This window comes from Mesonia sp. K7 (assembly GCF_003233725.1).
Classification (GTDB): Bacteria; Bacteroidota; Bacteroidia; order Flavobacteriales; family Flavobacteriaceae; genus Mesonia.
Window position 1 is genome coordinate 25,628 of the sequence record NZ_QKQV01000007.1, and the last position, 24,222, is coordinate 49,849.

24 protein-coding genes, 3 tRNA genes and 1 other RNA gene are annotated in these 24,222 nt (G+C 37.2%); 18 read left to right on the plus strand and 10 right to left on the minus strand.

The features are described 5' to 3' along the window. Window positions 1–11: 11 nt before the first annotated feature. A complete protein-coding gene (locus DNG35_RS06510) occupies window positions 12–1,091 on the minus strand; it encodes a hypothetical protein (RefSeq protein ID WP_233494464.1) in 1,080 nt (359 codons plus the stop codon). A gap of 100 nt (window positions 1,092–1,191) precedes the next feature. On the opposite strand from DNG35_RS06510, the gene proS reads away from it, so the two are divergent. From proS to rpsT, 5 genes are all read left to right on the plus strand, one after another. After that, window positions 1,192–2,670, plus strand: a complete 1,479-nt coding sequence (gene proS / locus DNG35_RS06515) for a proline--tRNA ligase (protein ID WP_111127128.1) — start codon at window positions 1,192–1,194, stop codon at window positions 2,668–2,670. Between the two features lie 77 nt (window positions 2,671–2,747). Further along, window positions 2,748–2,819 (plus strand) — tRNA-Glu (locus tag DNG35_RS06520). Window positions 2,820–2,852: 33 nt separating this feature from the next. Next, window positions 2,853–2,924 (plus strand) — tRNA-Glu (locus DNG35_RS06525). 33 nt (window positions 2,925–2,957) lie between these two features. Then, window positions 2,958–3,029, plus strand: a tRNA-Glu gene (locus tag DNG35_RS06530). 31 nt (window positions 3,030–3,060) lie between these two features. After that, window positions 3,061–3,309, plus strand: a complete 249-nt coding sequence (gene rpsT, locus DNG35_RS06535; RefSeq protein WP_111127130.1) for a 30S ribosomal protein S20 — start codon at window positions 3,061–3,063, stop codon at window positions 3,307–3,309. 80 nt (window positions 3,310–3,389) lie between these two features. Here the strand turns inward: rpsT and DNG35_RS06540 are convergent, their stop codons facing one another. Together DNG35_RS06540 and rho are read right to left on the minus strand one after the other, a co-directional pair. After that, window positions 3,390–3,995 carry a hypothetical protein gene (locus DNG35_RS06540; protein WP_111127132.1) on the minus strand — a complete coding sequence of 202 codons (606 nt, stop codon included), beginning with the start codon at window positions 3,993–3,995 and terminating at the stop codon, window positions 3,390–3,392. Between the two features lie 23 nt (window positions 3,996–4,018). Further along, window positions 4,019–5,665 (minus strand): transcription termination factor Rho, encoded by a 1,647-nt coding sequence (rho, locus tag DNG35_RS06545; protein ID WP_111127134.1) that lies wholly within the window; start codon window positions 5,663–5,665, stop codon window positions 4,019–4,021. A 202-nt stretch (window positions 5,666–5,867) separates the two neighbouring features. On the opposite strand from rho, the gene DNG35_RS06550 reads away from it, so the two are divergent. Continuing rightward, window positions 5,868–6,275, plus strand: a complete 408-nt coding sequence (locus DNG35_RS06550; protein WP_111127136.1) for a DUF4293 domain-containing protein — start codon at window positions 5,868–5,870, stop codon at window positions 6,273–6,275. A gap of 63 nt (window positions 6,276–6,338) precedes the next feature. Here the strand turns inward: DNG35_RS06550 and DNG35_RS06555 are convergent, their stop codons facing one another. Then, window positions 6,339–6,836, minus strand: a complete 498-nt coding sequence (locus DNG35_RS06555; RefSeq protein ID WP_111127138.1) for a metallophosphoesterase — start codon at window positions 6,834–6,836, stop codon at window positions 6,339–6,341. Window positions 6,837–6,887: 51 nt separating this feature from the next. On the opposite strand from DNG35_RS06555, the gene truA reads away from it, so the two are divergent. Continuing rightward, entirely contained in the window at window positions 6,888–7,643 is a 756-nt protein-coding gene (gene truA / locus DNG35_RS06560; protein ID WP_111127139.1) for a tRNA pseudouridine(38-40) synthase TruA, read from the plus strand. After that, entirely contained in the window at window positions 7,636–9,402 is a 1,767-nt protein-coding gene (locus DNG35_RS06565; protein WP_111127141.1) for an ABC transporter ATP-binding protein, read from the plus strand. Before truA ends, DNG35_RS06565 begins: the two co-directional genes overlap by 8 nt. 32 nt (window positions 9,403–9,434) lie before the next feature. Here DNG35_RS06565 and DNG35_RS06570 read toward each other — a convergent pair whose 3' ends face one another. Both DNG35_RS06570 and folP read right to left on the minus strand, forming a co-directional pair. Then, window positions 9,435–10,220: a diadenylate cyclase gene (locus DNG35_RS06570; protein WP_111127143.1), complete on the minus strand. Its 786-nt coding sequence runs from the start codon at window positions 10,218–10,220 to the stop codon at window positions 9,435–9,437. A 249-nt stretch (window positions 10,221–10,469) separates the two neighbouring features. Next, window positions 10,470–11,294, minus strand: coding sequence for a dihydropteroate synthase (gene folP, locus DNG35_RS06575; RefSeq protein WP_111127295.1), 825 nt, complete (start codon window positions 11,292–11,294; stop codon window positions 10,470–10,472). Between the two features lie 68 nt (window positions 11,295–11,362). On the opposite strand from folP, the gene DNG35_RS06580 reads away from it, so the two are divergent. From DNG35_RS06580 to DNG35_RS06605, 6 genes are read left to right on the plus strand one after another with little or no spacing between them, the layout of a single operon-like run. Then, window positions 11,363–11,911, plus strand: coding sequence for a DUF1599 domain-containing protein (locus tag DNG35_RS06580; protein ID WP_111127145.1), 549 nt, complete (start codon window positions 11,363–11,365; stop codon window positions 11,909–11,911). Window positions 11,912–11,920: 9 nt separating this feature from the next. Further along, entirely contained in the window at window positions 11,921–12,886 is a 966-nt protein-coding gene (locus DNG35_RS06585; RefSeq protein WP_111127147.1) for a BT_3928 family protein, read from the plus strand. 10 nt (window positions 12,887–12,896) lie between these two features. Then, window positions 12,897–13,973, plus strand: coding sequence for an ABC transporter permease (locus DNG35_RS06590; RefSeq protein ID WP_111127148.1), 1,077 nt, complete (start codon window positions 12,897–12,899; stop codon window positions 13,971–13,973). A gap of 13 nt (window positions 13,974–13,986) precedes the next feature. Next, a complete protein-coding gene (gene tpiA, locus DNG35_RS06595; protein WP_111127297.1) occupies window positions 13,987–14,736 on the plus strand; it encodes a triose-phosphate isomerase in 750 nt (249 codons plus the stop codon). A gap of 2 nt (window positions 14,737–14,738) precedes the next feature. Next, a complete protein-coding gene (gene prmA, locus DNG35_RS06600) occupies window positions 14,739–15,572 on the plus strand; it encodes a 50S ribosomal protein L11 methyltransferase (protein WP_111127150.1) in 834 nt (277 codons plus the stop codon). A gap of 50 nt (window positions 15,573–15,622) precedes the next feature. Continuing rightward, window positions 15,623–15,898 (plus strand): ATP-dependent Clp protease adaptor ClpS, encoded by a 276-nt coding sequence (locus DNG35_RS06605; protein WP_111127152.1) that lies wholly within the window; start codon window positions 15,623–15,625, stop codon window positions 15,896–15,898. On the opposite strand, the gene DNG35_RS06610 is transcribed toward DNG35_RS06605, so the two are convergent. After that, window positions 15,893–16,648, minus strand: coding sequence for a TIGR03915 family putative DNA repair protein (locus DNG35_RS06610; protein ID WP_111127154.1), 756 nt, complete (start codon window positions 16,646–16,648; stop codon window positions 15,893–15,895). The genes DNG35_RS06605 and DNG35_RS06610 overlap by 6 nt on opposite strands. 7 nt (window positions 16,649–16,655) lie before the next feature. Then, window positions 16,656–17,942 carry a putative DNA modification/repair radical SAM protein gene (locus tag DNG35_RS06615; protein WP_111127156.1) on the minus strand — a complete coding sequence of 429 codons (1,287 nt, stop codon included), beginning with the start codon at window positions 17,940–17,942 and terminating at the stop codon, window positions 16,656–16,658. 97 nt (window positions 17,943–18,039) lie between these two features. On the opposite strand from DNG35_RS06615, the gene DNG35_RS06620 reads away from it, so the two are divergent. Then, window positions 18,040–18,801, plus strand: a complete 762-nt coding sequence (locus DNG35_RS06620; protein WP_111127157.1) for a LexA family transcriptional regulator — start codon at window positions 18,040–18,042, stop codon at window positions 18,799–18,801. A gap of 35 nt (window positions 18,802–18,836) precedes the next feature. On the opposite strand, the gene ssrA is transcribed toward DNG35_RS06620, so the two are convergent. Continuing rightward, window positions 18,837–19,236, minus strand: a transfer-messenger RNA (tmRNA) gene (gene ssrA / locus DNG35_RS06625). A gap of 112 nt (window positions 19,237–19,348) precedes the next feature. Between ssrA and DNG35_RS06630 the strand changes: the two genes are divergently transcribed. Both DNG35_RS06630 and DNG35_RS06635 read left to right on the plus strand, forming a co-directional pair. Further along, on the plus strand, window positions 19,349–20,554 hold the full coding sequence (locus tag DNG35_RS06630) for an NAD(P)-dependent oxidoreductase (protein WP_111127299.1): 1,206 nt from the start codon (window positions 19,349–19,351) through the stop codon (window positions 20,552–20,554). After that, the gene (locus DNG35_RS06635; protein ID WP_158524877.1) at window positions 20,541–21,386 is read left to right on the plus strand and encodes an endonuclease/exonuclease/phosphatase family protein; all 846 of its coding nucleotides are present in this window, start codon (window positions 20,541–20,543) and stop codon (window positions 21,384–21,386) included. Before DNG35_RS06630 ends, DNG35_RS06635 begins: the two co-directional genes overlap by 14 nt. Here the strand turns inward: DNG35_RS06635 and kdsA are convergent. After that, window positions 21,383–22,201: a 3-deoxy-8-phosphooctulonate synthase gene (gene kdsA, locus DNG35_RS06640; RefSeq protein WP_111127161.1), complete on the minus strand. Its 819-nt coding sequence runs from the start codon at window positions 22,199–22,201 to the stop codon at window positions 21,383–21,385. The genes DNG35_RS06635 and kdsA overlap by 4 nt on opposite strands. A 164-nt stretch (window positions 22,202–22,365) precedes the next feature. On the opposite strand from kdsA, the gene typA reads away from it, so the two are divergent. Beyond that, window positions 22,366–24,165, plus strand: coding sequence for a translational GTPase TypA (typA, locus tag DNG35_RS06645; RefSeq protein WP_199489102.1), 1,800 nt, complete (start codon window positions 22,366–22,368; stop codon window positions 24,163–24,165). Window positions 24,166–24,222: the final 57 nt, after the last annotated feature.

The window sequence follows — 24,222 nt, forward strand, 5'->3', positions numbered from 1 at the left end:
AATGTTTAAAATTATCTTCTTCTGCTTCCGCCACTTCGTGTAGCACCTCCGCTACTTCTAGACGAGCTTCCACTTCTTACAGAGCCACTACTTCTTGTAGAGCCAGATCGCGATGGCGATACCGATCGTGTAGGCGAACTAGATCTCGATCTTACAGAATTATTGTTAGAACTTCTTCTGGTAGAAGAGTTATAGTAAGTGTTTCTAGAAGAACGACTAGTATTTCTATAAGTAGAACTCCTATTGGTTCTTGTCGTTGCCGAATTTCTTCTCGCATTTACTCCATTAGAATTTCTCACTCTACTTGTGTTTTGAGATCTTGGGCTATAGCGAGGTGAATCGGTTATTCTGGAATCCCTTCTACCAATATTGTTAGCATCCCTTCTTCCGTTATAGGTTCTCGCGTAAGAACTTCTATAGTTTCTGCCATAAGATTGATAAGCTACACCATAATTTGCACCATAATGATATGGGTGATAATAACCCCAATTGTTCCAGCCGTAGTAACCCCAGCCGCCATAACCATAGTAACCAGGCCAACCCCACGCATATCCTACTCTCCAGCCTGGGCCGTAATAAGGGCCATAATAACCCCAGCCGCCCCAAGCGTTATACATCCAAGGGTCATACCAGCCACCGTACCAACCGCCCCACATATAAGGGTTATTGTTATAATAATTTACATTTACAGTGGAGGCATTACTTCCCCAACTTCCGTAACTGTTATAATCGTCGGTTTGGTAGTTTTGACTATCCGTATAAACCTGATTGTCCTCATAATTCTGATTATTCTGATTAGAAGAATAACTGTCTATATCTGTAAAAACAGCATTTTGGTCGTTGTAATCTTTTGCTTCAGAGATTTGCTGACCTTGTTCTCTAAAATAATTTTGATAATAATTACCTTCCGTATTTGGAGTGGCACTGATGTTTTCTGTGTTTTCAACTTCCGTTACGTTTTCACTTGAAGTGGAATAAATACCATCGTTACTAGCGTTTTCGTAGCTTCCGCAGCCGAAAAGCACAGAGAAGACCAAAACCCCAAGAGGTAATCTTAGTAGTTTTTGTATATATGAGTTGTTGTTCATCATTTCTCAGGAGTTTTTAGTTAAACATTATTCAAATTTACTTAGTTTTGCTGAAATTTGAAATTTACTAATAAAACACAATATTTGTGCCAAAATACAGACAATGGGTAATAAGCTAACGTCAAGAAGTCAAGATTATTCTAAATGGTATAACGAATTGGTTGTCAAAGCAGACCTTGCAGAAAACTCTGCGGTAAGGGGTTGTATGGTCATTAAACCCTACGGTTTTGCTATTTGGGAAAAAATGCAAGCTGAGCTCGATAAAAAATTCAAGGCTACAGGACATCAAAACGCTTATTTTCCGCTGTTTGTACCTAAAAGTTTGTTTGAGGCAGAAGAAAAAAACGCCGAAGGTTTTGCCAAAGAATGTGCAGTTGTAACGCATTACCGTTTAAAAACCGACCCTGATAATCCTTCAAAACTTATTGTCGATCCAGAGGCTAAACTCGAAGAGGAATTAGTGGTAAGACCAACTTCCGAGGCGATTATCTGGAACACGTATAAAGGTTGGATACAGTCGTATCGTGACTTGCCTATCTTGATTAACCAATGGGCAAATGTGGTTCGTTGGGAAATGCGTACCCGTTTGTTTTTACGTACAGCAGAATTCCTTTGGCAAGAAGGTCATACAGCACACGCAACAAAGGAAGAAGCGCTACAAGAAACCGAACAAATGAATGATATTTACGCCGATTTTGTAGAGAATTTTATGGCAATTCCGGTAATAAAAGGTGTGAAAACTGCAAGTGAGCGTTTTGCTGGCGCGGAAGAAACCTATTGTATAGAAGCGCTGATGCAAGACGGAAAGGCCTTGCAAGCGGGTACTTCACACTTTTTGGGTCAAAATTTCGCTAAAGCTTTTGATGTGAAGTTTACGAGCAAAGAAGGAAAATTAGAACATGTCTGGGCGACCAGCTGGGGTGTTTCTACACGATTGATGGGTGCGTTGATTATGACGCATAGTGACGATAACGGCTTGGTGTTACCGCCAAAATTAGCACCGATACAAGTGGTTATTGTTCCTATATATAAAGGAGAAGAGCAATTGGCTCAAATTTCTGAAGTTGCCAATCAACTGGCTGATGATTTGAGAAATGCTGGTGTTTCGGTAAAATATGACGATCGGGATACCCAGAAACCAGGATGGAAATTTGCCCAATATGAATTACAAGGCGTTCCGATTCGTTTGGCCATTGGTCCTAAAGATTTGGAGAAAGGAAGTGTAGAGTTGGCAAGAAGAGATACCTTGACAAAGGAGTTTGTCAATCAAAGTGATGTGGTAGCGAAGGTGCAAGTTTTGTTGGAAGAAATGCAAAAGAGTTTATACCAAAAAGCTTTTGATTTCAGAAAAGCGCATACTACTGAAGTCAATTCTTTTGAAGAATTTAAAAAAGTACTGAAAGAAAAAGGAGGTTTTATTTCGGCTCATTGGGACGGAACTTCGGAAACCGAAGAGAAAATCAAAGAACTTACAAAAGCGACGATCAGATGCATTCCTGTAGGAAATAAATTGGAAGAAGGAAGCTGTGTTTTTTCAGGGAAAGCCTCGAAACAGCGTGTGCTTTTTGCGAAAGCTTATTAATTTAAAGAAAAAACAAAATAATTTTTGGTGCATTAAAAATAAATATTATTTTTGCATCCGCATTTATGGCGAAAAATGGTCCGTTCGTCTAGGGGTTAGGACGCCAGGTTTTCATCCTGGTAACAGGGGTTCGATTCCCCTACGGACTACAAAAAATAAAGTTCATCAAATATTAAGTTAATGGTCCGTTCGTCTAGGGGTTAGGACGCCAGGTTTTCATCCTGGTAACAGGGGTTCGATTCCCCTACGGACTACAAAAAATAAAGTTCATCAAATATTAAGTTAATGGTCCGTTCGTCTAGGGGTTAGGACGCCAGGTTTTCATCCTGGTAACAGGGGTTCGATTCCCCTACGGACTACAAAGAAAATTAAGAAATTAAACTAGGAGTTATGGCAAATCATAAGTCGGCATTAAAGAGAATACGTAGTAATGATGTGAAGCGTTTGAGAAACCGTTATCAACACAAGACTGCGCGTACTGCCATCAAAAAATTGAAAGAAGCAGACAAGAAGGAAGCAGAAAAAATGTTTCCTGGTGTAGTTTCTATGATCGATAAATTAGCAAAACGCAATATTATACATTCTAACAAAGCTGCAAACTTAAAGTCGCAATTAGCGAAACACGTAGCTGCTTTATAAGTCAGTGTAATTTTAGTGTTCAAAATTTTAGAGCTCCCAAATTGGGGGCTTTTTTTGTTTTGAAATAAGTTAAGAGAGGTTTAAGAATTAAGCTTTACACCAAAAACCTGATCTTCTGCTTTAAGGTATTTGTTGAGGTGGATAAGCAGCCAGCTTACTCCCGTATGAAAGACGACCAATAAGCCAATCGCGTATAAAGGAACACCTAGAATTTGATAGGGCCAAGCATAAGTCCATACACCAAGATAAATAGTAATCATTTCACCTAACGTAGGAAAGATAGCCGCAACTAAAACGGTAAGGAGTAATTTTGATTTTAGTGAATTTAAACGATACTTCTTAACAAAGAACAACTCTATTTTGTATAAAAATTTAAAGGCCCAAGCCCAAGCAAAAACTAACCAGTAAGGAAACATTTTCCCATCGATGTTATGATATTCCCAATGGTTATTGTAAACACCCCAAAATTCGGCGAGTAAACCTAAGACTCCCGTAGTGATAATGCCGATAAAATAAATCTGTTTGTGCTTTTTCCTTCTTTTTAGAAAAAAATCCAATCCTAAAAGAGTTGCTAAAAATAACATGAGTGCAAAGTCATGTTCATGAAAAATCCCAATAACCGCACCGGCTGCTACCAACTTAAGTGTTTGTAGCGTTAAAAATAACCACGTGTTATTGGGATTCATATTTTAGTGTATCGGGATACTACTTATCCGTTCATCGAAATCAAAAACTCTTCGTTGTTACGGGTTTGTTTAATTCTGTCATGAATAAACTCCATCGCTTCAACTGGATTCATATCGGCAAGGTATTTTCTTAAAATCCACATGCGTTGTATGGTGTTTTCGTCAAGTAATAAGTCATCACGACGTGTACTCGAAGAAACCAAATCTATCGCAGGGAAAATACGTTTGTTGGAAATACGACGGTCTAATTGAAGTTCCATATTTCCAGTTCCTTTGAATTCTTCGAAAATCACTTCGTCCATTTTTGATCCCGTATCGGTTAAGGCCGTTGCGATAATCGATAATGAACCACCGCCTTCTATATTTCTTGCGGCACCGAAGAAACGTTTAGGTTTGTGTAAGGCATTCGCATCTACACCGCCACTTAAAACCTTTCCGCTGGCAGGTTGTACCGTATTGTAGGCTCTTGCCAAACGCGTAATCGAATCTAACAAAATCACCACATCGTGACCGCACTCTACCAAACGCTTTGCTTTTTCTAACACAATATTCGCAACTCTTACGTGTTCGTTGGCTTCTTTATCGAAAGTAGAAGCAACAACTTCACCTTTTACGTTGCGTTGCATATCGGTTACTTCTTCCGGACGTTCGTCAATCAATAATATAATCTGGTAAACTTCTGGATGGTTCGCTGCAATTGCATTTGCCACGTCTTTTAGCAACATGGTTTTACCTGTTTTGGGTTGCGATACGATCATTCCTCTTTGTCCTTTTCCTATCGGAGAAAACAAATCGATGATACGGGTAGAAAGTGTGCTTTGCTTTTCGGCAATGTTAAACTTTTCGTTAGGGAAAAGCGGTGTTAAATGATCAAAAGAAACACGATCTCTCACCACTTGTGGGTCTAGACCATTAATTTTTGAAATCTTAATTAGAGGGAAATATTTCTCGCCTTCTTTTGGGGGTCTTATTTGTCCCAAAACGGTATCTCCGGTTTTTAAACCAAACAATCTAATCTGCGATTGTGATACATAAATATCGTCTGGTGAAGAAAGGTAATTGTAATCGCTCGACCTTAAAAAACCATAACCATCTTGCATGATATCTAAAACACCTTCGCTTTCTACAATGGCGTCAAACTCATAATCGGGTTCGCGGTAACGGTTTCTATTGTCTTTGTTTCCGTTGTTTTTATTGGAATTATCGTTTTTGTTTTGACCTGGGTTGTTTTTTTTCTGAGGAGGATTATTAGTTCTCTTCGTATTTTGAGTAGACGATGACTCTTTTTTATCTTGTCTTTTTGTATCGTCTTTGTCAGCTCTTTTAGGGTCTTCCTTTTTACTATCACTGCTTTTATTGCTATTTTTAGCGCTCGGTGCAGATTGCTGTTTAGGCTCAGGTTTTTGTTCTTGCGTTTTTGCAGGCTTTCTAGTTCTAGTTCTTTTCTTTTTTACGGTAGTATTGTCTTTTTTATCCGCGGAAGCTGGAGTTTTACTCTCGTCACTGCTCAACTTTTCCTTAGTTTTTACAGGGTTGGCCGCTTGGTAATCTAAGATTTGATAGACCAAATCTAATTTTTTTAATGTCTTGTATTTAGGAACATTAAGAGATGCAGCTATTTCTTGCAACTCTGGCAATTTCTTAGCTTTTAATTCTGAAATTTCTAACATTTATATTGGGTAATAAATAAATTTATAAAGAATAGATACACTTGTTTTTTGTATCGTGGGTTTTTTGAAAAAAAATTGGAATTATAAGTAACCTTAATTGAGTTGGTTACGAATTGATATTGCAATAATACAACTTTATTTTAAATATTGGTAATTGTAGAATAAAATTAATATTCTATTTTTGTGGCGAAAACAAGCTGTGATGATACAACGTATACAAAGTATATACCTTTTTATAGTCGTACTGATAAGTGCCGTTGGCTCTCACTTTTTGTATTTATGGAATACTGCTAACAATGTGCCTATCTATGCCATCGATAAACCCATGGTTTTGGCAGCATTTTTGTTCAGTGCTTTATTGGCATTGGTTACCATATTTTTATTTAAAAACAGAAAACTTCAATTTGTGATGAACAGATTGAACATCATATTAAACCTTATTTTACTAGGATTTTTTGTTTACTGGTTGCTAACTATACCTGGAGAATTGATTTCTGAGAAAGGTATTGGGATGTTTCTTCCGATCATTTCTATCGTTTTTTTAGTGATGGCCAATAAAGCCATCAAAAAGGACGAAGCACTCGTAAAATCTGTCGACCGTTTACGATAAACCTAACATCTTAGTAGTATTAGTGCGAAGAAACCCCAAAAGCTTGCTTTTGGGGTTTTGTTTTTATCCTTTGCCCAATTCGATTACTTCCAGGTTTTTGATGTCACTTTCGTGGATTTCGAATCGTAGCATCGTTCGTACTTGGTGAAAACCGTGTTTTCCTGCTGCTCCAGGATTCATGTGCAACAAACCTAAATCTTTATCGGGCATGACTTTTAAAATGTGTGAGTGTCCGCAAATAAATAACTTCGGAGGGTTCTGTCTGATTTCTTCTCTTATCGCAGGACTGTATTTTTTGGGATAACCGCCAATATGTGTGATCCAAACATTTACATTTTCGCAAGTAAAACGTTGGTGTAACGGAAATTCCTTTCTCGCTTTGGCATCGTCTATGTTTCCGTAAACCGCTTTGAGCGGAGCCTTTTGTTGTAGTAAATCGGTTACTTGTAAATCACCAATATCACCCGCATGCCAAATTTCATCGGCTTTTTCCGCGTAAGCGAGGATGCGATCATCAATATAACTGTGGGTATCACTCAATAACAAGATTTTTGTGGGCATAGGTTGAGAAAATAGAGATTGGTGTTATCTTTGTCGCAAAAGTAAAATAAATTGAGGTATTTTATAGAATTGGCGTTTAACGGAGCAGATTTTTACGGTTGGCAACGGCAACCCAATGTCATTTCGGTGCAAGAAACCCTAGAAGAAAAATTGGCTATCGTCTTGCAAAAAGATACCGAAATTATTGGCGCAGGAAGAACCGATACTGGTGTTCACGCTAGACAAATTTTTGCTCATTTTGAAGCCGAAGAAATACCAGATTACCAACTGTTTTTATACAAACTCAACGGAATGCTTCCGAAAAGTATTGCTGTAAAAAATGTGTATAAAATGTTTCCGGAAGCGCACGCAAGGTTCGATGCGACCGCTAGAGAATACCAATATTTTATCGATTTAGAGAAAAATCCGTTTACGGAAAAATATGCCTTATTTATAAAGAATAAGCTTGATGTAGAAGCGATGAACGAAGCTGCAGGAATTTTATTGGCGTATAAAGATTTTCAATGCTTTTCTAAGTCACGAACAGATGTTTTTACTTATAATTGTGACATCGAATATGCTTATTGGAAAAAGAAAGATCACCAATTGGTTTTTACCATCAAAGCCAACCGATTTTTAAGGAATATGGTGCGTGCTATTGTCGGAACGTTGATTGAAATTGGTTCGGGTAAAAAAACCGTGGAACAAATGCACGAAATCATACAGAGTAAAAGTAGGAGCGAAGCAGGAGTTTCGGTCGAAGCCAAAGGGCTTTTTTTAACCAAGGTAGAATATCCGTCATCAATTTTTTTAACAGAAAATGAGTAAAACCGGAAACGCATTTGATTTAAAGCTTTTTAAAAGACTCTTGAGTTATACCAAGCCGTATCGACTCACCTTCTTTTTTGTAGGCTTTACCGCGATTCTTATTTCCGGATTGGCGATTTTACGGCCTTACCTGACCAAAGTGACCATCAACGAAAGTATTCTGTACAAAGACCAAGAAGACTTGTTGTTTTATGTGGTGATGATGATGGTGGTATTGATTTTCGAAGTCTTGGCTCAATTTAGTTTTGTATTTTACTCCAATTGGTTGGGGCAAGAAGTGATCAGGGATATTCGTGTGAAGTTGTTTGATCATATGTTGCAATTCAAAAAGCAATATTTTGACAACACTCCTGTCGGAAGATTGGTCACTCGTGCGGTGAGCGATATCGAGACCATTGCTAGTATTTTTAGTGAAGGTTTGTTTATGATTGCGAGTGATTTACTAAAAATGTTGGTCGTTCTTGGGTTTATGTTTTACCAAAACTGGCGATTTACACTTTTGGTTTTGATCATTCTTCCTTTTATTTTATATGCTACGCGTGTTTTCCAGAAGAAAATGAAAATTGCTTTTGAAGAAGTGCGTACGCAAGTATCTAATCTCAATTCGTTTGTGCAAGAGCGTATTACCGGAATGAAAATATTACAGCTTTTCAACCGTGAAAAAGTAGAATATGAAAAGTTTAAGGAAATTAATGAAAAGCATAAAAAAGCTTGGGTGAAAACGGTTTGGTACAACTCTATTTTCTTTCCGATTGCCGAAATGTCGAGCTCTATTGCGATTGGTTTGGTAGCTTGGTATGGCGGATTACGGGTTATTGCTGGGCAAGAAGCAACAGTTGGAGATATTGTGATGTTTATTTACCTGATAGAATTATTGTTTAGACCACTTCGCCAAATTGCCGATAAGTTCAATACCCTACAAATGGGAATGGTGGCTGCCAATCGTGTGTTTGGAATTTTGGATACCGATGCTAAAATACAAAATGGAGGGAAAAAGATTGCCCATGATTTTAGAGGTGATATTCAGTTTGAAAATGTGGTGTTCAGTTATATTGAAGGCGAAGAAGTGCTTAAAAATATCTCTTTTGAAGTCAAGTCGGGTGAAACCATTGCCATTGTCGGGGCGACTGGAGCTGGTAAAAGTACCATCATCAATCTGTTGAGTCGTTTTTACGAAATCGATAGTGGCGTCATTAAAATAGACGGAACGGATATTAACGAGTTTACTTTGGAATCGTTGCGAAGTGAAATTGCAGTGGTGTTACAAGACGTGTTTTTATTTGCCGATAGTATTTTGCAAAACATCACGCTCAACCATCCCGAAATTACAGAAGCGCAAGTAGTCGCTGCGGCAAAAGAAATAGGTGTACACGATTTTATCAATTCATTGCCCAACCAATACCAGTATAATGTCAAAGAACGCGGTGCGATGTTGTCGAGCGGGCAACGTCAGTTGATCTCTTTTTTACGCGCTTATGTGAGCAATCCCTCAATTTTGGTGTTGGATGAAGCTACTTCTTCGGTCGATAGTTATAGCGAACATCTCATCCAGCAAGCAACCAACAAAATTACCGAAGGACGAACTTCTATTGTGATTGCCCATCGTTTGGCCACCATCAAACAAGCCGATAAAATCTTGGTCATGGATGCAGGAAAAATTGTGGAAATGGGTAATCATCAAGAACTGCTGCAAATCGAAAACGGTTACTACCGAAATCTTTACGAAGTACAGTTTATGCAGGAGGAAAGTCAGGTGTAAACGTCATTATGTACTTGACAAGGTATTTAATTTTACCTCAAATCCTTTTTAATTTTCTCAGTCAACTCATCAATGTCTTCAAAGAGTTCAAACGAACCGTTTTTTATATAGGAGATCTGTCCGCTTTCTTCACTCACGACAATTGCCAGTGCATCTGTTTTTTCGGTAATACCAATTGCCGCACGGTGGCGTAAACCAAAACGCAGGGGAATGTTTCTATCGTTAGAAACGGGTAAAATCACACGTGTTGCGGTGATTTTATTATCTTCGATAGTTATTGCCCCATCATGAAGGGTAGAGTTTTTGTAAAATATAGATTCGATAATCGGTTGGTTGACCTCAATCTGCATTTTGTCGCCTGAAGTCTTCACAAAATCGAGGCTTGTATTTCTCCGAATGACAATGAGCGCACCCGTATAAGTTTTTCCTAGATTTTCGCAGGCTTTGGTAATGGCGTTGATGTTGGTTAGGATTTCTTGTTCGTTCTCACGGCTGAATTTAAACTGCTTTAAAAAATTACGTCTCGCACCAAAATTGGTCGAACCAATCATGAGTAAAAACTTTCTGATTTCTTGTTGGAAGACCACAATCAGCGCAAACATCCCTACGCCAATAAATTGTCCGAGTATGCTGCTGAGCATTTCCATCTCCAGTAATTGGGTGAGTTTCCAGATGAGGTAAATCATCACAATTCCGATAAAAATATTGATGGCAGCCGTACCTTTTACGAGTTTGTAAACGTAGTACAATAAGATAGCGACCAAGACAATATCGATGATGTCTAAAATTCTAAGGTCAAGAAATTGAAGTGAATCCAAACGTTGCTTTTTTGTAAAAATAAAAAATTTAATTGACGTGTTGTGCTTTTTGAGTTAAGTCAACTCTAAAAATGTCAGTTCGAGTGATTTTTTGATAAAAAAATTGTATCGAGAACTATTCCATAAACTAAAATTCTTATTCTCGACTTGTCTGCCGACAAGCAGGTATAAATTTTACTGATTTCACTTGTAAAATTTACTCGTTCCGAGATTTCGGCAGAAAGAATTTTATCAAAATACATATAGACTTTAATTGATTATATTCTGCATCAGCCTCACACATTCTTTGGCTTCTTTTACATCGTGCACCCGCAAAATGTTAGCTTTGTTATACAAAGCAATCGCGTTAAGCGCGGTCGTTCCGTTTAAAGCATTTTCGGGTGTGGTTTTTAGGGTTTTATAAATCATCGACTTTCGTGAAAGTCCAGCCAGAAGAGGTAAATCTAATATTTTGAAACTTTCGAGATGGTTTAATAATTCGAAATTCTGTTGGATATTTTTGGAAAATCCAAAACCAGGATCGATGATTATATCGTTAATTTGATGTTGCCTCGCTTTTGCCACCTGTTGTGAAAAATAATAGATGATGTCTTGAATCAAATTTTCATAATGATTGTTATCTTTCATATTCTGCGGATTCCCCTGCATATGCATCATCACAAAAGGTACTTGTAATTTTCCGACGGTCTCCAACATATTTTCATCCAAGCATCCGCCAGAAATATCATTGACAATCGCTGCGCCGGTTTCCACACATTTTTGGGCGACTTTACTTCTGAACGTATCGATAGAAAGAAGAATCTCTGGAAATTTTTTTAGCAGTAATTCAACGATAGGTAAAATTCGCGAAAGCTCTTCTTCTGTCGAAATATCATCTGCTCCGGGCCGCGAGCTATAAGCACCAACATCAACACAAAAAGCACCTTCGGTAAGCATTTTTTCAGTTTGTGTGAGAATTTCTTTGTCAGATTTATATTTTCCACCGTCGTAAAAAGAGTCGGGCGTGAGGTTTAAAATGCCCATGATTTGGGGTGAGTCTAAACAGATTAACTTGCCTTTACAATTGATCTCCATGCTTTTTTTAAAATAACCTTGAATATTCAAAATAATTCTACGAAATTTACGCAAAATACAGTGTTTTTATGCAAAAAACTTCTCAACAATACGATGCGGTGGTTCAAAAATGCCGTCAATTGTTTGAAAATAAACTCAAAGACTACGGTGCCGCTTGGCGTATTTTACGTTTGCCTTCATTGACGGATCAGATTTTCATCAAGGCACAACGCATTAGAAGTTTACAAGAAAACGCTGTTAGAAAAGTAGATGAGGATGAGGTTGCTGAATTTATTGCTATTTTCAATTATTCTGCTATCGCTTTGATCAATCTCGAAAAAGGAGTGGTCGATCAACCCGATATGTCTGCCGAAGAAGCCATAGAATTATACGATAAGCACATCCAAACCACACGTGATTTGATGCTTAACAAAAACCATGATTATGGCGAAGCTTGGCGTGATATGCGGGTGAGTTCCCTTACCGATTTGATTTTACAGAAAATTTTACGCGTCAAGCAAATAGAAGACAATAGCGGCAAAACCTTGGTGAGTGAAGGCATCGATGCCAATTACCAAGATATGATCAATTATGCGGTTTTTGCCTTAATTCATTTAAATTACCATCAAGAAAATTAAACTTATTATATGAACGTATTAGTCAATTTTGCAAGAGTATTTGTAGGGATTTTATTTATTTTTAGTGGATTTGTGAAGCTTAACGATCCGCTCGGGTTTTCGTATAAACTGCAAGAATATTTTAGTCCTGGGGTGTTGGATATCCCATTTTTGGTGCCTTATGCGCTAGGTTTGGCCATAATTTTGGTCATTGCCGAAATTCTGTTAGGTGTAGCACTTCTATTGGGGTATGCTAAAAAATTTACCAAATGGTCGTTGCTATTGATGATTTTATTCTTCACCTTTTTGACGTTTTATTCGGCCTATTTCAATAAGGTGACCGATTGTGGCTGTTTTGGTGATGCGATCCCGTTAACACCGTGGCAATCGTTTTATAAGGATATTATTTTGTTGGTTTTGATTTTGATTATTTTCTTTTATGATCAACATATCAAACCATTTTTCAGTAAAAAAGCCAACAGTGGAATTATTTTTTTAGTGTTTATAGCCTGCCTTAGTTTTGCGTATTATGTGTTGATGCACTTACCGGCAATCGACTTTAGAGCCTATAAAGAAGGAACGAACATTGAGGAAAATATGATTCCGAAAAAGGGTGAGTTGCTACCGCCAATCAATGATTTCGGTTTCTACAATCAAGAAGGCGATTTTACCGATGAAATTTTAAACGAAGAAAAAATCTTGATGATTGCAGCGTATAATTTGGCAAAATCTGAAGACGAAGGATGGTCTAAAATCCAAGAGGTTATTAACAGAGCTAAAGAAAATGGGTATCGTGTGATTGCATTGTCCGCTTCTGGATTACAAGACATAGAATCGCTTAAGTCAAAACATCATATGGATATTGATTTCTACTTTACCGATGAGACGGCAATTAAAACCATTGTTCGGTCTAACCCCGGTTTGGTAACTATTAAAAAAGGAGTTATCATTCAAAAGGCTCACTGGAACGATGCCAACGACATCGAGTTAAAGTAATTTTTGGAATTTGATCACGCTGGTTTTACATAAAATAGGCTATGCCTTACTAACGCTCATCGGTGTGATTACGGTTATTTTCTTGTTGTTTACGGTATTACCTGGCGATCCAGCCCAGATGATGTTGGGACAAAACCAAAGCGAAGAGCAACTGAAAGTCGTTCGCGCCAAATATGGCTTTGATCAACCACTTTCCAAACAGTATTTGTATTATTTGAATGATTTATTACCCATTTCGTTCCATTCAACAAATCCTGAGGATTATACTTACTTAAATGAAAAAAAATACGCTGCTCAAGCTCTTTTTGGTACAGAGAAAACAGTTTTAGCAATTAAGTTTCCGTATTTACGGGAGTCTTTTCAGAAAAACGATAAAAAAGTTTCTACCGTGATTGCCGAGACCTTGCCCAATACGATGATTCTTGCTATCTCGGCTATCGGAATTGCGATGTTGGTGGGCGTTTTTCTAGGTATTGTTTCGGCACTACAAAAAGACAGTTGGTTGGATAAAACCATTCAGGTAGTAAGTACCATCGGGATGAGTGTTCCATCGTTTTTTAGTGCGATTATTTTTGCTTGGTTTTTTGCTTATGTTTTACACGAATATACTAATTTGAATACCACAGGCTCACTTTATGAACTCGACGATTTTGGTGAAGAAAACCAGCTGGTTTTAAAAAACCTGATTTTACCGGCATTTGTGTTGGGAATTCGTCCGTTGGCAGTTATTGTGCAGCTGATGCGAAACTCTTTACTCGAAGTGATGGAACAAGATTACATCAGAACAGCCAAAGCCAAAGGTTTGTCGCCTTTTAGGGTAGTGTATAAACATGCTTTTAAAAATGCTTTGAATCCTGTGATTACAGCTATTTCGGGTTGGTTTGCCTCGATGTTGGCGGGTGCTGTTTTTGTAGAATATATTTTTGGGTGGAATGGTCTTGGAAAAGAGATTGTAAATGCTCTAAATACCTTAGATTTGCCAATTATAATGGGTTCGGTCTTGATTATTGCCATGATGTTTATCCTTATCAATATTTTGGTGGATATTATTTATGGCTGGTTGGATCCGCGAATAAGAACTTCATAAAAAAATAATGGAAATGAGACAGAAAATAGTTGCTGGAAACTGGAAAATGAATAATGATTTACCGCAAAGTATTTCACTTTTATCAAGCTTAGTGAGTAAGGAATTGCACAACGAAGTAAAAGTAATGGTGGCACCAGCTTTTCCATTGTTGTATCCTGCCAAAGAAATAGTAAAAGAATCGAACATAGAAGTGATTGCCCAGAATATCAACGAAAATAAGAATGGTGCTTTTACAGGTGAAGTCGCTGCTTCGATGTTAAAAAGTATTGGAGTAACAACGGTTATTATAGGGCATTCTGAACGTAGAGCGATTTATAATGAGACTTATTCGATTTTGGCAAAAAAAGTAGAGGCAGCTTTGGCGCAAAACTTTCGAGTGATTTTTTGCGTAGGAGAGGAGTTAGATGCGAGAAAGAAAAATGAGCATTTTAGTGTGGTTGAAAATCAGTTGGCAGAGAGTTTATTCCAAGTCAGTGAAAACGACATGAAAAATGTGGTGATTGCCTACGAACCCGTTTGGGCAATTGGTACCGGCGAAACGGCAACTCCAGCCGAAGCACAAGAAATGCATGCTTTTATTAGAACTAAAATTTCAGAAAAGTACAATAATGCTGTTGCGGAAAGTATTTCGATTTTATACGGGGGAAGTGTGAAACCCGATAACGCTCAAGAAATTTTCTCTCAACCCGATGTCGATGGAGGTTTGATTGGTGGAGCTTCACTTAACGCGGATGATTTTACAGCAATAATTAAGGCTTTTTAGAGATGACGCCTAGCTATATTGGTTACTTTTTTACGGTAAACCCGCCACAACCTGCTTCCGAAATTCTGATGGCGGAACTGGCAGAAATCGATTTTGAAAGTTTTGTAGAAACCGAAACAGGTCTCGAAGCTTATGTGTTAGAAGGTTTACACAATGCAGAAAAAGTGAAAGGGATTCAGATTTTAAATACGGATGAATTTGAAATTTCTTACGAAAGTAAAATTATTGAGCAAGTCAACTGGAATGAAGAGTGGGAAAAGAACTTTCAACCCATCGAAGTGAACCAAGAATGCCACGTGAGAGCACCTTTTCATCCTTCCAAAAATGTAAAATACGATATTGTCATCGAGCCAAAAATGTCTTTTGGTACGGGTCATCACGCTACTACGCATATGATGATTGAATATATTTTAGAAAACCAATGGCAAGACAAAAAAGTCTTGGATATGGGTTGCGGAACCGGAGTTTTGGCGATTCTTGCAGCGATGAAAGGAGCCAAACCTATTGATGCCATCGATATCGATAATTGGTGTTACCTCAATACCTTAGAAAATATTGAGCGCAACCGTTGCCAACATATTACTGCTGTAGAAGGTGAAAAATCGCTGTTAAAAGGAAGAAGTTATGATGTAGTCATTGCGAACATCAACCGTAATATTTTGTGGGAAGATTTGCCCACTTACGTGAAAACACTTACCGAGAAAGGCGAGGTTTATCTTAGCGGATTTTATCAGGAAGATTTGCCGATCATAAGGGAAAAATGTGAATCTTTAGGTTTGAGTTATCAAAGTCACAAAGAAAAGGAGAACTGGGTAGCCGCTAAATTTGTAAAATAATTTAGCTATCATTTTAAAATTTATTATTTTTGAAAGGTAAACTTATCAAAATGAGCGTACAAGAAGAAGTTTTAGAAAAAGTACTCACCGTCGAAAAGACAAATAAAGAATACGAGATTATTGTGTATAACGATGATTACAACACTTTTGATCACGTCATCGACACGCTTATTTCTACTTGTGACCATAATCCTATTCAGGCAGAGCAATGTACTTTACTTATTCATTATACAGGAAAATGTGCTGTAAAAACAGGAGAAATGAACGACTTAAAACCTAGATGTAGCAAAATTTTGGATGCTGGCATTACTGCAGAAATTTTATAAATATTTTTCACTTAAATACTTCCAATAGCGTTTAGGTACGTGTTGTTGGTGCAATTTCACGTTTTTTCGAGATTTGATATTCGTACTGTCAAAATAGTTTTTCCATAAGTGTTGGAATTCTATTTCTTCAGAGGTAAAAAACTCAGATGAAGATTGTAAAATATTTTTTGGTAATTCTAAATGCACAATATTCACCTTTTCCAAATCATAGTAGATTCCATAATTTCGTTTTAAATCATAGATACACCATTTTTGATCGGCATAACGATTTTTAAAATGTTTCACATTGAGTGGAAGCACATTAAAATCAGGTTCTATCGTGGCAAAATAGATACCGTCTCTGGTTTTTCTAAAACGAACAAAAGCATCCATTCGGTGTTTTTCTCTACCTACTTTTTTTACCGTTTGTACCACTTCTAAAACTGCAGGATGAGCATAATCTTTAGTGATGTTTTTTGAGGAACTCATGGCGTGTCGGATGTATTGAAAAAGTGTGTTTTCAATTCCTTCTATTTCGCTTAAAAAAGCTCGGTAGATCTGGTTACAACCTGATTTCCCACAATTTTTTTCTAATTTTTTCCAGACTCGTTTGGCCTTTTCTTGTGAAGTAAAAACGGTCTCACTTTCTTCAAAAAAACTTTCTATAAATTGGTGATGCTTTAGAATTTTAGGATTGTTACATCTTTGTTCGTAAGCAGAAAACACCGTGGTTAAAAACCCCTCGAAAGAGGCGTCATAGATGAAAATCATAGTTTTTTTAAATACTTATTAATTGATCATGTTTATCGAACAAATTCAGTTGGTTGCCATAGGTATTTCTGAATTTACTTTGTGAATTTTGTAAAATCAAATTCTTTATTGAGGCAGCAGACAAATCTCTTTTTTCGAAATCTCGAGAATCACACACCATAAAATACCTAGCTCGATTTAAGGCAACACCAATTTTTTTTAAATGTTCCCAATTAAGGTTTCTGTACTTTCTGGCACCTAATATTTTATAGACAGATTTCATCCCAAGCCCAGGAATACGAGCTAACATTTGCTTATCGGCTTTGTTGACATCTACTGGGAAAAGGTGTAAATTTCGCAGTGCCCAACTCAGTTTTGGATCGACATCACTATCGAGGTTAGGATGCTCTTTATTAAGTAATTCCTCAATCGAAAACCCATAAAAACGCATGAGCCAATCGGCTTGGTAAAGTCGGTTTTCTCGTAATAAAGGCACATCGGTACCGATAGACGGTAATCTAGGGTCGTAACTAATGGGAATATAGCCAGAATAATATACACGTTTCATCTGGTATTTTTTGTAGAAATATGCAGCGGTGTACATTACCTGTGCATCGGTCTCGTTGGTAGCTCCCACAATCATTTGGGTGCTTTGCCCTGCAGGAGCATACTTTGGCGTGCTTTTAATGATTTTCTTTTCTGCTTTGTAGCGTATAATTTCATTTTTCACTTTGTTCATGGGTTGCAGAAAATCTTTTCGATCTTTATCGGGAGCTAAAAGCTTTAAGCCTTCCCTTGTCGGAATTTCAATATTTACCGAAAGGCGATCGGCATAAAGTCCCGCTTCAAACATGAGTTCATCGCTCGCTCCTGGAATTGATTTTAAATGGATATAACCATTGTAATTTTCTTCTAAACGCAGTTTTTTAGCAACTTGCACCAAGCGTTCCATTGTATGATCTGGACTTTTAAAGATACCCGAACTCAAAAAAAGTCCTTCGATATAATTTCTGCGATAAAAGTGAATGGTTAAATCGACTACTTCTTGAACTTTAAACGCTGCTCTTTTAATATCGTTACTTTTTCTTGTCACACAATAAGCACAATCAAAAATACAGTGATTGGTCAGTAAAATTTTAAGCAAAGAAACGCAACGACCATCTTCTGTATAGGTATGACAAATACCCGAACCACTTGAGTCACCTAAACCCTTATTGGTGTTTTTTCGCTTACTTCCGCTGCTGGAACAGGAAACATCATATTTTGCTGCATCTGCAAGAATATTTAATTTCTCTTTTATTCTTTCGTAATTCATATATTTGGATATAATACAAACTTATGGAAATATTCTTTTGTTTAGGAAAAAATCCGAATATTTAGGATAAATTCCTATAAATTGTTATTTTTGAATTATGGAACTACCAATAGAGACCCTTCGTTTTAAAGAAATTAGAGAAGAGAACAATTACACCCAAAGTGATTTTGCAGATTTACTAGGAGTAAAAAACTCTACGGCAGATATAGAAAGAGGCCGCACTAAACTGCCAGGCTATGTGGTCATGGGATTGTTGAAACATTTTCAAATCAATCCTTTATGGCTGTTTGGCGAAAGTCATCAAAAGCAGATTCCGTTGAATAGAATTGATACCTTGCCAAAATTCATCACGCTTAATTCAGAAGAAAATGAGAATATGTTGTTGGTGAACCAAAAAGCGGCTGCAGGTTATCCGCATAATGTGCAAGATGCTCATTTTTACCAACAATTGCCCGCTTTCGATATGCCTTTACCGCAGTTTAGAAATGCCACTTACCGTGGATTTCAAATAGAAGGGGATAGCATGTTGCCCGACTTTTATCCAGAAGATTGGGTGTTGGCAAAAGCGATCTCGAGTTTGGACGAAGCCAGCGATCATAAAGTATATGTATTTGTGTTATATGATACAGTCGTCATCAAAAAATTACAGAAACTCTCCGACCCTTCAAAAATTCAACTGATTTCTTTAAACAAAGAATATGCTCCTTTTGAAATCGAGGTTTCTGATATCCAGGAAATTTGGCAAGTGAGTAGTAAGCTCACGTTTAATCTTTCTAGCCATTCTGAAAATAGTGTGCTTCGAGAATTACAAGCCTCGATGGAAGAGCTGAAACAGCAGTTCAATCAAATAAGAAAATAAAAAAAGCGAGATTTTAAATCTCGCTTTTTTTATAATAGTGGAGTCGGGGAGACTCGAACTCCCGTCCTAACAAGCAACTCAACAGCTTTCTACACGTTTAGTTTTTATTTGGGTTTTCGAGAAAATGCTGGCAAAAAACTTCCTACATTTTCCTTAACCTTTATGGTTTAAGTAGCCCTTAAAGGTGTCGAACTACCTAGATTTATTTTACCGGTGCCTCTTTGTAGAACGCCATAAATCAAGGCTTTCTAGAGACATCTTGGCTCTCTACCTTGTAGAGACTAAGCAAATCTTACTATGATTCAGATTATGCAGCCAAGGCGTAGTTATTCTCGCCGTTTAAAAAAGTGTGAAACATGAGATTAACGAGCTATGTTCCGGCGCTCGACGTGCTTACGATTCAGTTTTACTCGCAGTCAAAACCAAGTCGACCCCATAATTTCAAAGAGCGCGTATAAATTCCGCTTAAAGCCAAAAGATATACCTTAACAATTGAATGGCGAATATACTAATATTATTATATATTTACCCAAAATGATAGGGTATGATAAAATTTGCACTAATCAAAGAACGAAAAACACCACCAGATAGAAGAGTCGTATTTTCTCCACAAAAATTACAAGAATTAAAGTCAAAGTTTCCTGATTGTGAGATTTTAGTAGAATCTTCAGCTATTAGAGTATTTTCTGATAAAGCTTATGAAGAAGCAGGATTTAAAGTAACAAGTGATGTTTCTGATTGTGATGTTTTGCTGGGCGTCAAAGAAGTGCCCATCGAAGCCTTAATACCCGACAAAAAATATTTTTTCTTTTCGCACACCATCAAAGAGCAACCTTATAACAGGGATTTGTTGCGAGCCATTCTCGATAAAAATATCGAACTCTACGATCACGAAACCATTGTAGACGAGCGAGGTAATCGACTCATCGGTTTTGGTCGTTATGCGGGAATTGTCGGTGCCTACAATGGTTTTCGAGCATTGGGTTTGCGTGACGGTTTGTTTGATTTGCCTAAGGTAGAAAATTTACCGGATTACACTTCCGTGAAAAAAGAGCTGTCGCGAATACAGCTTCCGAACCTAAAAATTTTATTGACAGGCTCTGGAAAAGTAGCTTATGGAGCGAAAGAAATTCTGGATTACCTTAATATCAAAAAAGTGGGTATTGAAAGTTATTTGTCTGATAATTTTGATGAGCCTGTGTATTGTATGGTTGATGTGTTGGATTACAACAAGCGAAAAGACGGTCAACTATTAGATAAATATGATTTTTACAATAATCCGACAGCTTATGAAAGTGATTTTATGCGTTTTGCTAAAGTAACCGATTATTTTATAGCGGGGCACTTTTACGATCAAGATGCACCTTTTTTGTTTACAAGAGAAGATGCAAAAAGAAAAGACTTTAACATCAATCTTATTGCTGATGTGAGCTGTGATATCGATGGTCCAGTAGCGTCAACCATAAGACCATCGACAATTGCTGAGCCTTTTTATGGCTATCATCCTAAAACTGAAAACGAAGTTGAATATAATGATCCTAAAGCGATTACGGTTATGGCGGTAGATAATTTACCTTGTGAATTGCCTAAAGATGCAAGTGAAGGCTTTGGAGAAATGTTTTTACAACATGTCATTCCTGCTTTTTTTAATAATGATAAAGATGGTATTTTAAAGAGAGCAAAAATCACCGAGAATGGTCAACTCACTCAAAGATTTTCATATTTGCAAAATTACGTTGATGGAAAAAATTAAGTTTCTAATCTTATTAGTTTTACTTAGTAGTTGTGCGAGTAAGAAAATCCCTGAAAAGAAAACAATAACGCTTCTAAATTATAATATAAGGTATGCACAAGAAGATGTAGGTGATATAAGTTGGAGTAATAGAAATGTTAACTTTTTACAGCTTATAAAAGACAATCCTGCTGAGATCTATTTGTTTCAGGAGCCTACAAAAGATCAAGTCTTTTTTTTGGAAAATCAATTTCCTGCATTTCATCTTATTGAGAATGGATTAAGGCCTTTTGATTCTTTGTCAACCCATAATGTGATGTTGATTCATGAAAGTCTAAAAATTATAAAACATGATGCTTTTTGGCTTTCCGAAACTCCGGATAAAATCTCAAGAGGCTGGGATGCCTCTACCGAAAGAATCTGTCAATATGTTTTAGTGAAAGATAAGATTAGCAAAAAAGAGTTTTATGTGTTTAATGTTCATTTAGACCGTAAAGGGGAAGAGTCTAAAAGAAAAAGTCTTGAGCTAATTAAGCAGAAGGCTAAAGAAATTAATACAAAAAACTTACCCATTTTTATAGGTGGGGATTTCAACTCTATGGAACACACGAGTCAAATCCAAGATTTTAAAGATTTCCTAAGAGATAGTAAAGAAGTGTCTTTGACACCGCCAAAGGGACCCTCAGGAACATTTAATTTTTTTGATGTTAACCGAGAAAATTTCCCTTACCGCATAGATTATATTTTTGTATCAGACAGTATTAAAGTTAAGAAATATGAAGTGATTGATACAAAGTACAATAATCAATTTCCATCCGATCATTTTCCTGTAAAAATAGAAGTGGAGTTTTAAAACTTATGAATGGTTTGTCTAATTGCGACTAAATGAGAAAGCAATTTTTCTAGGTGTTTTAGATCGAGCATATTGGCGCCATCACTTTTGGCGTTTGCTGGATCACAGTGTGTTTCGATAAATAAACCATCGACATTATTCACCACACCAGCTCTAGCAATGGTTTCAATCATATCAGGTCTTCCACCGGTTACGCCAGAGCTTTGGTTAGGTTGTTGTAACGAGTGGGTAATGTCTAAAACCACAGGAGCATATTGTTGCATGGTCGGAATTCCACGATAATCTACAATCATATCTTGGTAACCAAACATCGTACCTCGATCGGTTACCATCACTTGGTTATTTTTGCTGTCGGTTACTTTTTTAACCGCATGTTGCATACTTTCAGGACTCATAAATTGTCCTTTTTTAAGGTTAACCACTCTACCCGTTTCCGCAGCAGCAACCACCAAATCGGTTTGACGCACCAAAAAAGCGGGAATCTGTAAGACATCTACATATTCCGCAGCCATTTTTGCATCTTCGCTTTCATGAATGTCTGTTACTGTAGGGATATGAAAAGTTTCGGAAACCTTACGAAGAATTTTTAACGCCTTTTCATCACCAATACCTGTAAAACTGTCAATACGGCTGCGGTTTGCTTTCTTAAAACTTCCTTTAAAAATATAGGGTATTTTTAAATCGTCTGTAATTTTTACTACGCGTTCTGCAATACGCAGAGCCATTTCTTCCCCTTCAATGGCACAAGGCCCAGAAAGTAAAAAGAAGTTGTTGCTGTTGGTATGTTTTAACTGTGGGATTTTATCTAATTGCATCTTGCTCTATTTGATAAGACAAAGATAAGTTTTTATCACTAAAGTCGGTTGAAAGTTAACTTTATGATATGTAGTTGTTTCAGAAACATAAAAATGCTTTTTTCTGTAATGTTTATATCAAAATAAAGACTACATTTGCACGCTTTTAAAAGAGGGCTCAGATTATGACTAAAATCAAAAACATTGCAATTATTGCGCACGTAGACCACGGTAAAACTACTTTGGTAGATAAAATTATGTATCACTGTCAGTTGTTCCGTGAAAACGAAAACACGGGTGATCTTATTTTAGATAACAACGATTTAGAACGTGAAAGAGGGATTACCATCACTTCTAAGAACGTCTCGGTAACCTATAAAGATACCAAGATTAATATTATCGATACACCTGGTCACGCCGATTTTGGAGGTGAAGTAGAGCGTGTTCTAAATATGGCAGATGGTGTTTTGTTGTTGGTTGATGCTTTTGAAGGACCAATGCCACAAACGCGTTTTGTATTGCAAAAAGCCATTAGTTTGGGCTTAAAGCCTTGCGTGGTCGTGAATAAAGTAGATAAGGAAAACTGTACGCCAGAAGAAGTGCACGAAAAAGTTTTCGATTTGATGTTTGAGCTAGGAGCAGAAGAATGGCAATTAGACTTTCCAACAGTTTACGGTTCAGCAAAACAAAACTGGATGAGCGAAGATTGGAAAGTGAAAACCGAAAATATCGAACCATTGTTGGATATGGTTTTAGAACACATTCCGTCTCCAAAAATAGAAGAAGGAAATACACAATTGTTAATCACGTCGTTAGATTATTCTTCTTTTACAGGAAGAATCGCTATCGGTAGATTGCAACGTGGTGTTTTAAAAGAAGGGATGCCGGTTTCTTTGATAAAAAGAGATGGAAAGATTGTAAAGTCAAGAATAAAAGAATTACATACGTTTGAAGGTTTAGGAAGGAAGAAAGTAGCAGAGATTCAAGCGGGAGATATCTGTGCTTTGGTAGGATTAGAAGGGTTTGAAATTGGCGATACGGTTGCCGATTTTGAAAATCCAGAAGCTTTAAAAACTATCGCCATCGATGAGCCAACGATGAGTATGTTGTTTACGATTAACGATTCGCCTTTCTTTGGGAAAGATGGTAAGTTTGTAACTTCACGCCATATCAAAGAACGTTTGACCAAAGAATTGGAGAAAAACTTGGCCCTTCGCGTAGAAGAAACCGATAGTGCCGATAAATTTATGGTTTACGGTCGTGGGGTACTGCACTTATCGGTATTGATAGAAACCATGCGTCGGGAAGGCTACGAGTTACAAATTGGTCAACCACAGGTAATCATTAAAAAAATTGATGGGGTCGAGTGTGAACCGGTAGAAGAATTAACGATAGATTTACCAGAAGAAGTTTCTGGAAAAGCCGTAGAAATGGTAACCATGCGTAAAGGTGAAATGCTAAGTATGGAAGCCAAAGGTGATCGTATGGTTTGTGAGTTTATAATCCCATCACGCGGAATTATAGGTTTGCGTAACCAATTGCTTACCGCTACGGCTGGAGAAGCGATTATGGCACATCGTTTTAAAGAGTTTCAACCTTTAAAAGGAGGTATTCCAGAGCGTCTAAACGGAAGTTTAGTTTCTATGGAAAAAGGAACAGCCATTCCTTATTCGATAGATAAATTACAAGAAAGAGGAAAGTTCTTTATCGATCCAGGAGAAGATATTTACGAAGGTCAGGTCATTGGTGAGAATTCACGTCAAGACGATATGGTGGTGAATGTAACCAAAACCAAAAAACTGACCAACGTTCGTTCTGCAGGTGCCGATGATAAAGCTAAAATTGTTCCGGCGATTAAATTTAGTTTGGAAGAAGCTTTAGAATATATCCAAAAAGATGAATACGTAGAGGTGACTCCTAATCACTTGCGATTACGAAAAATTCTGCTGAAGGAAGTAGATCGAAAAAGAGCGAAAGCGATATAAGTTAAAACCCGAAATGAAAGTTCCGGGTTTTTTTATACTTTTTCAAATCTGTGATTG

What these genes read in the sequence shown, in the direction of transcription:
- DNG35_RS06510 (WP_233494464.1), bottom strand. Translation starts at nt 1,091, where the DNA reads ATGATGAACAACAACTCATATATACAAAAACTACTAAGATTACCTCTT.
- proS (WP_111127128.1), top strand. Translation starts at nt 1,192, where the DNA reads ATGGGTAATAAGCTAACGTCAAGAAGTCAAGATTATTCTAAATGGTAT.
- rpsT (WP_111127130.1), top strand. Translation starts at nt 3,061, where the DNA reads ATGGCAAATCATAAGTCGGCATTAAAGAGAATACGTAGTAATGATGTG.
- DNG35_RS06540 (WP_111127132.1), bottom strand. Translation starts at nt 3,995, where the DNA reads ATGAATCCCAATAACACGTGGTTATTTTTAACGCTACAAACACTTAAG.
- rho (WP_111127134.1), bottom strand. Translation starts at nt 5,665, where the DNA reads ATGTTAGAAATTTCAGAATTAAAAGCTAAGAAATTGCCAGAGTTGCAA.
- DNG35_RS06550 (WP_111127136.1), top strand. Translation starts at nt 5,868, where the DNA reads ATGATACAACGTATACAAAGTATATACCTTTTTATAGTCGTACTGATA.
- DNG35_RS06555 (WP_111127138.1), bottom strand. Translation starts at nt 6,836, where the DNA reads ATGCCCACAAAAATCTTGTTATTGAGTGATACCCACAGTTATATTGAT.
- DNG35_RS06565 (WP_111127141.1), top strand. Translation starts at nt 7,636, where the DNA reads ATGAGTAAAACCGGAAACGCATTTGATTTAAAGCTTTTTAAAAGACTC.
- folP (WP_111127295.1), bottom strand. Translation starts at nt 11,294, where the DNA reads ATGGAGATCAATTGTAAAGGCAAGTTAATCTGTTTAGACTCACCCCAA.
- DNG35_RS06580 (WP_111127145.1), top strand. Translation starts at nt 11,363, where the DNA reads ATGCAAAAAACTTCTCAACAATACGATGCGGTGGTTCAAAAATGCCGT.
- DNG35_RS06585 (WP_111127147.1), top strand. Translation starts at nt 11,921, where the DNA reads ATGAACGTATTAGTCAATTTTGCAAGAGTATTTGTAGGGATTTTATTT.
- tpiA (WP_111127297.1), top strand. Translation starts at nt 13,987, where the DNA reads ATGAGACAGAAAATAGTTGCTGGAAACTGGAAAATGAATAATGATTTA.
- prmA (WP_111127150.1), top strand. Translation starts at nt 14,739, where the DNA reads ATGACGCCTAGCTATATTGGTTACTTTTTTACGGTAAACCCGCCACAA.
- DNG35_RS06605 (WP_111127152.1), top strand. Translation starts at nt 15,623, where the DNA reads ATGAGCGTACAAGAAGAAGTTTTAGAAAAAGTACTCACCGTCGAAAAG.
- DNG35_RS06610 (WP_111127154.1), bottom strand. Translation starts at nt 16,648, where the DNA reads ATGATTTTCATCTATGACGCCTCTTTCGAGGGGTTTTTAACCACGGTG.
- DNG35_RS06615 (WP_111127156.1), bottom strand. Translation starts at nt 17,942, where the DNA reads ATGAATTACGAAAGAATAAAAGAGAAATTAAATATTCTTGCAGATGCA.
- DNG35_RS06620 (WP_111127157.1), top strand. Translation starts at nt 18,040, where the DNA reads ATGGAACTACCAATAGAGACCCTTCGTTTTAAAGAAATTAGAGAAGAG.
- DNG35_RS06635 (WP_158524877.1), top strand. Translation starts at nt 20,541, where the DNA reads ATGGAAAAAATTAAGTTTCTAATCTTATTAGTTTTACTTAGTAGTTGT.
- kdsA (WP_111127161.1), bottom strand. Translation starts at nt 22,201, where the DNA reads ATGCAATTAGATAAAATCCCACAGTTAAAACATACCAACAGCAACAAC.
- typA (WP_199489102.1), top strand. Translation starts at nt 22,366, where the DNA reads ATGACTAAAATCAAAAACATTGCAATTATTGCGCACGTAGACCACGGT.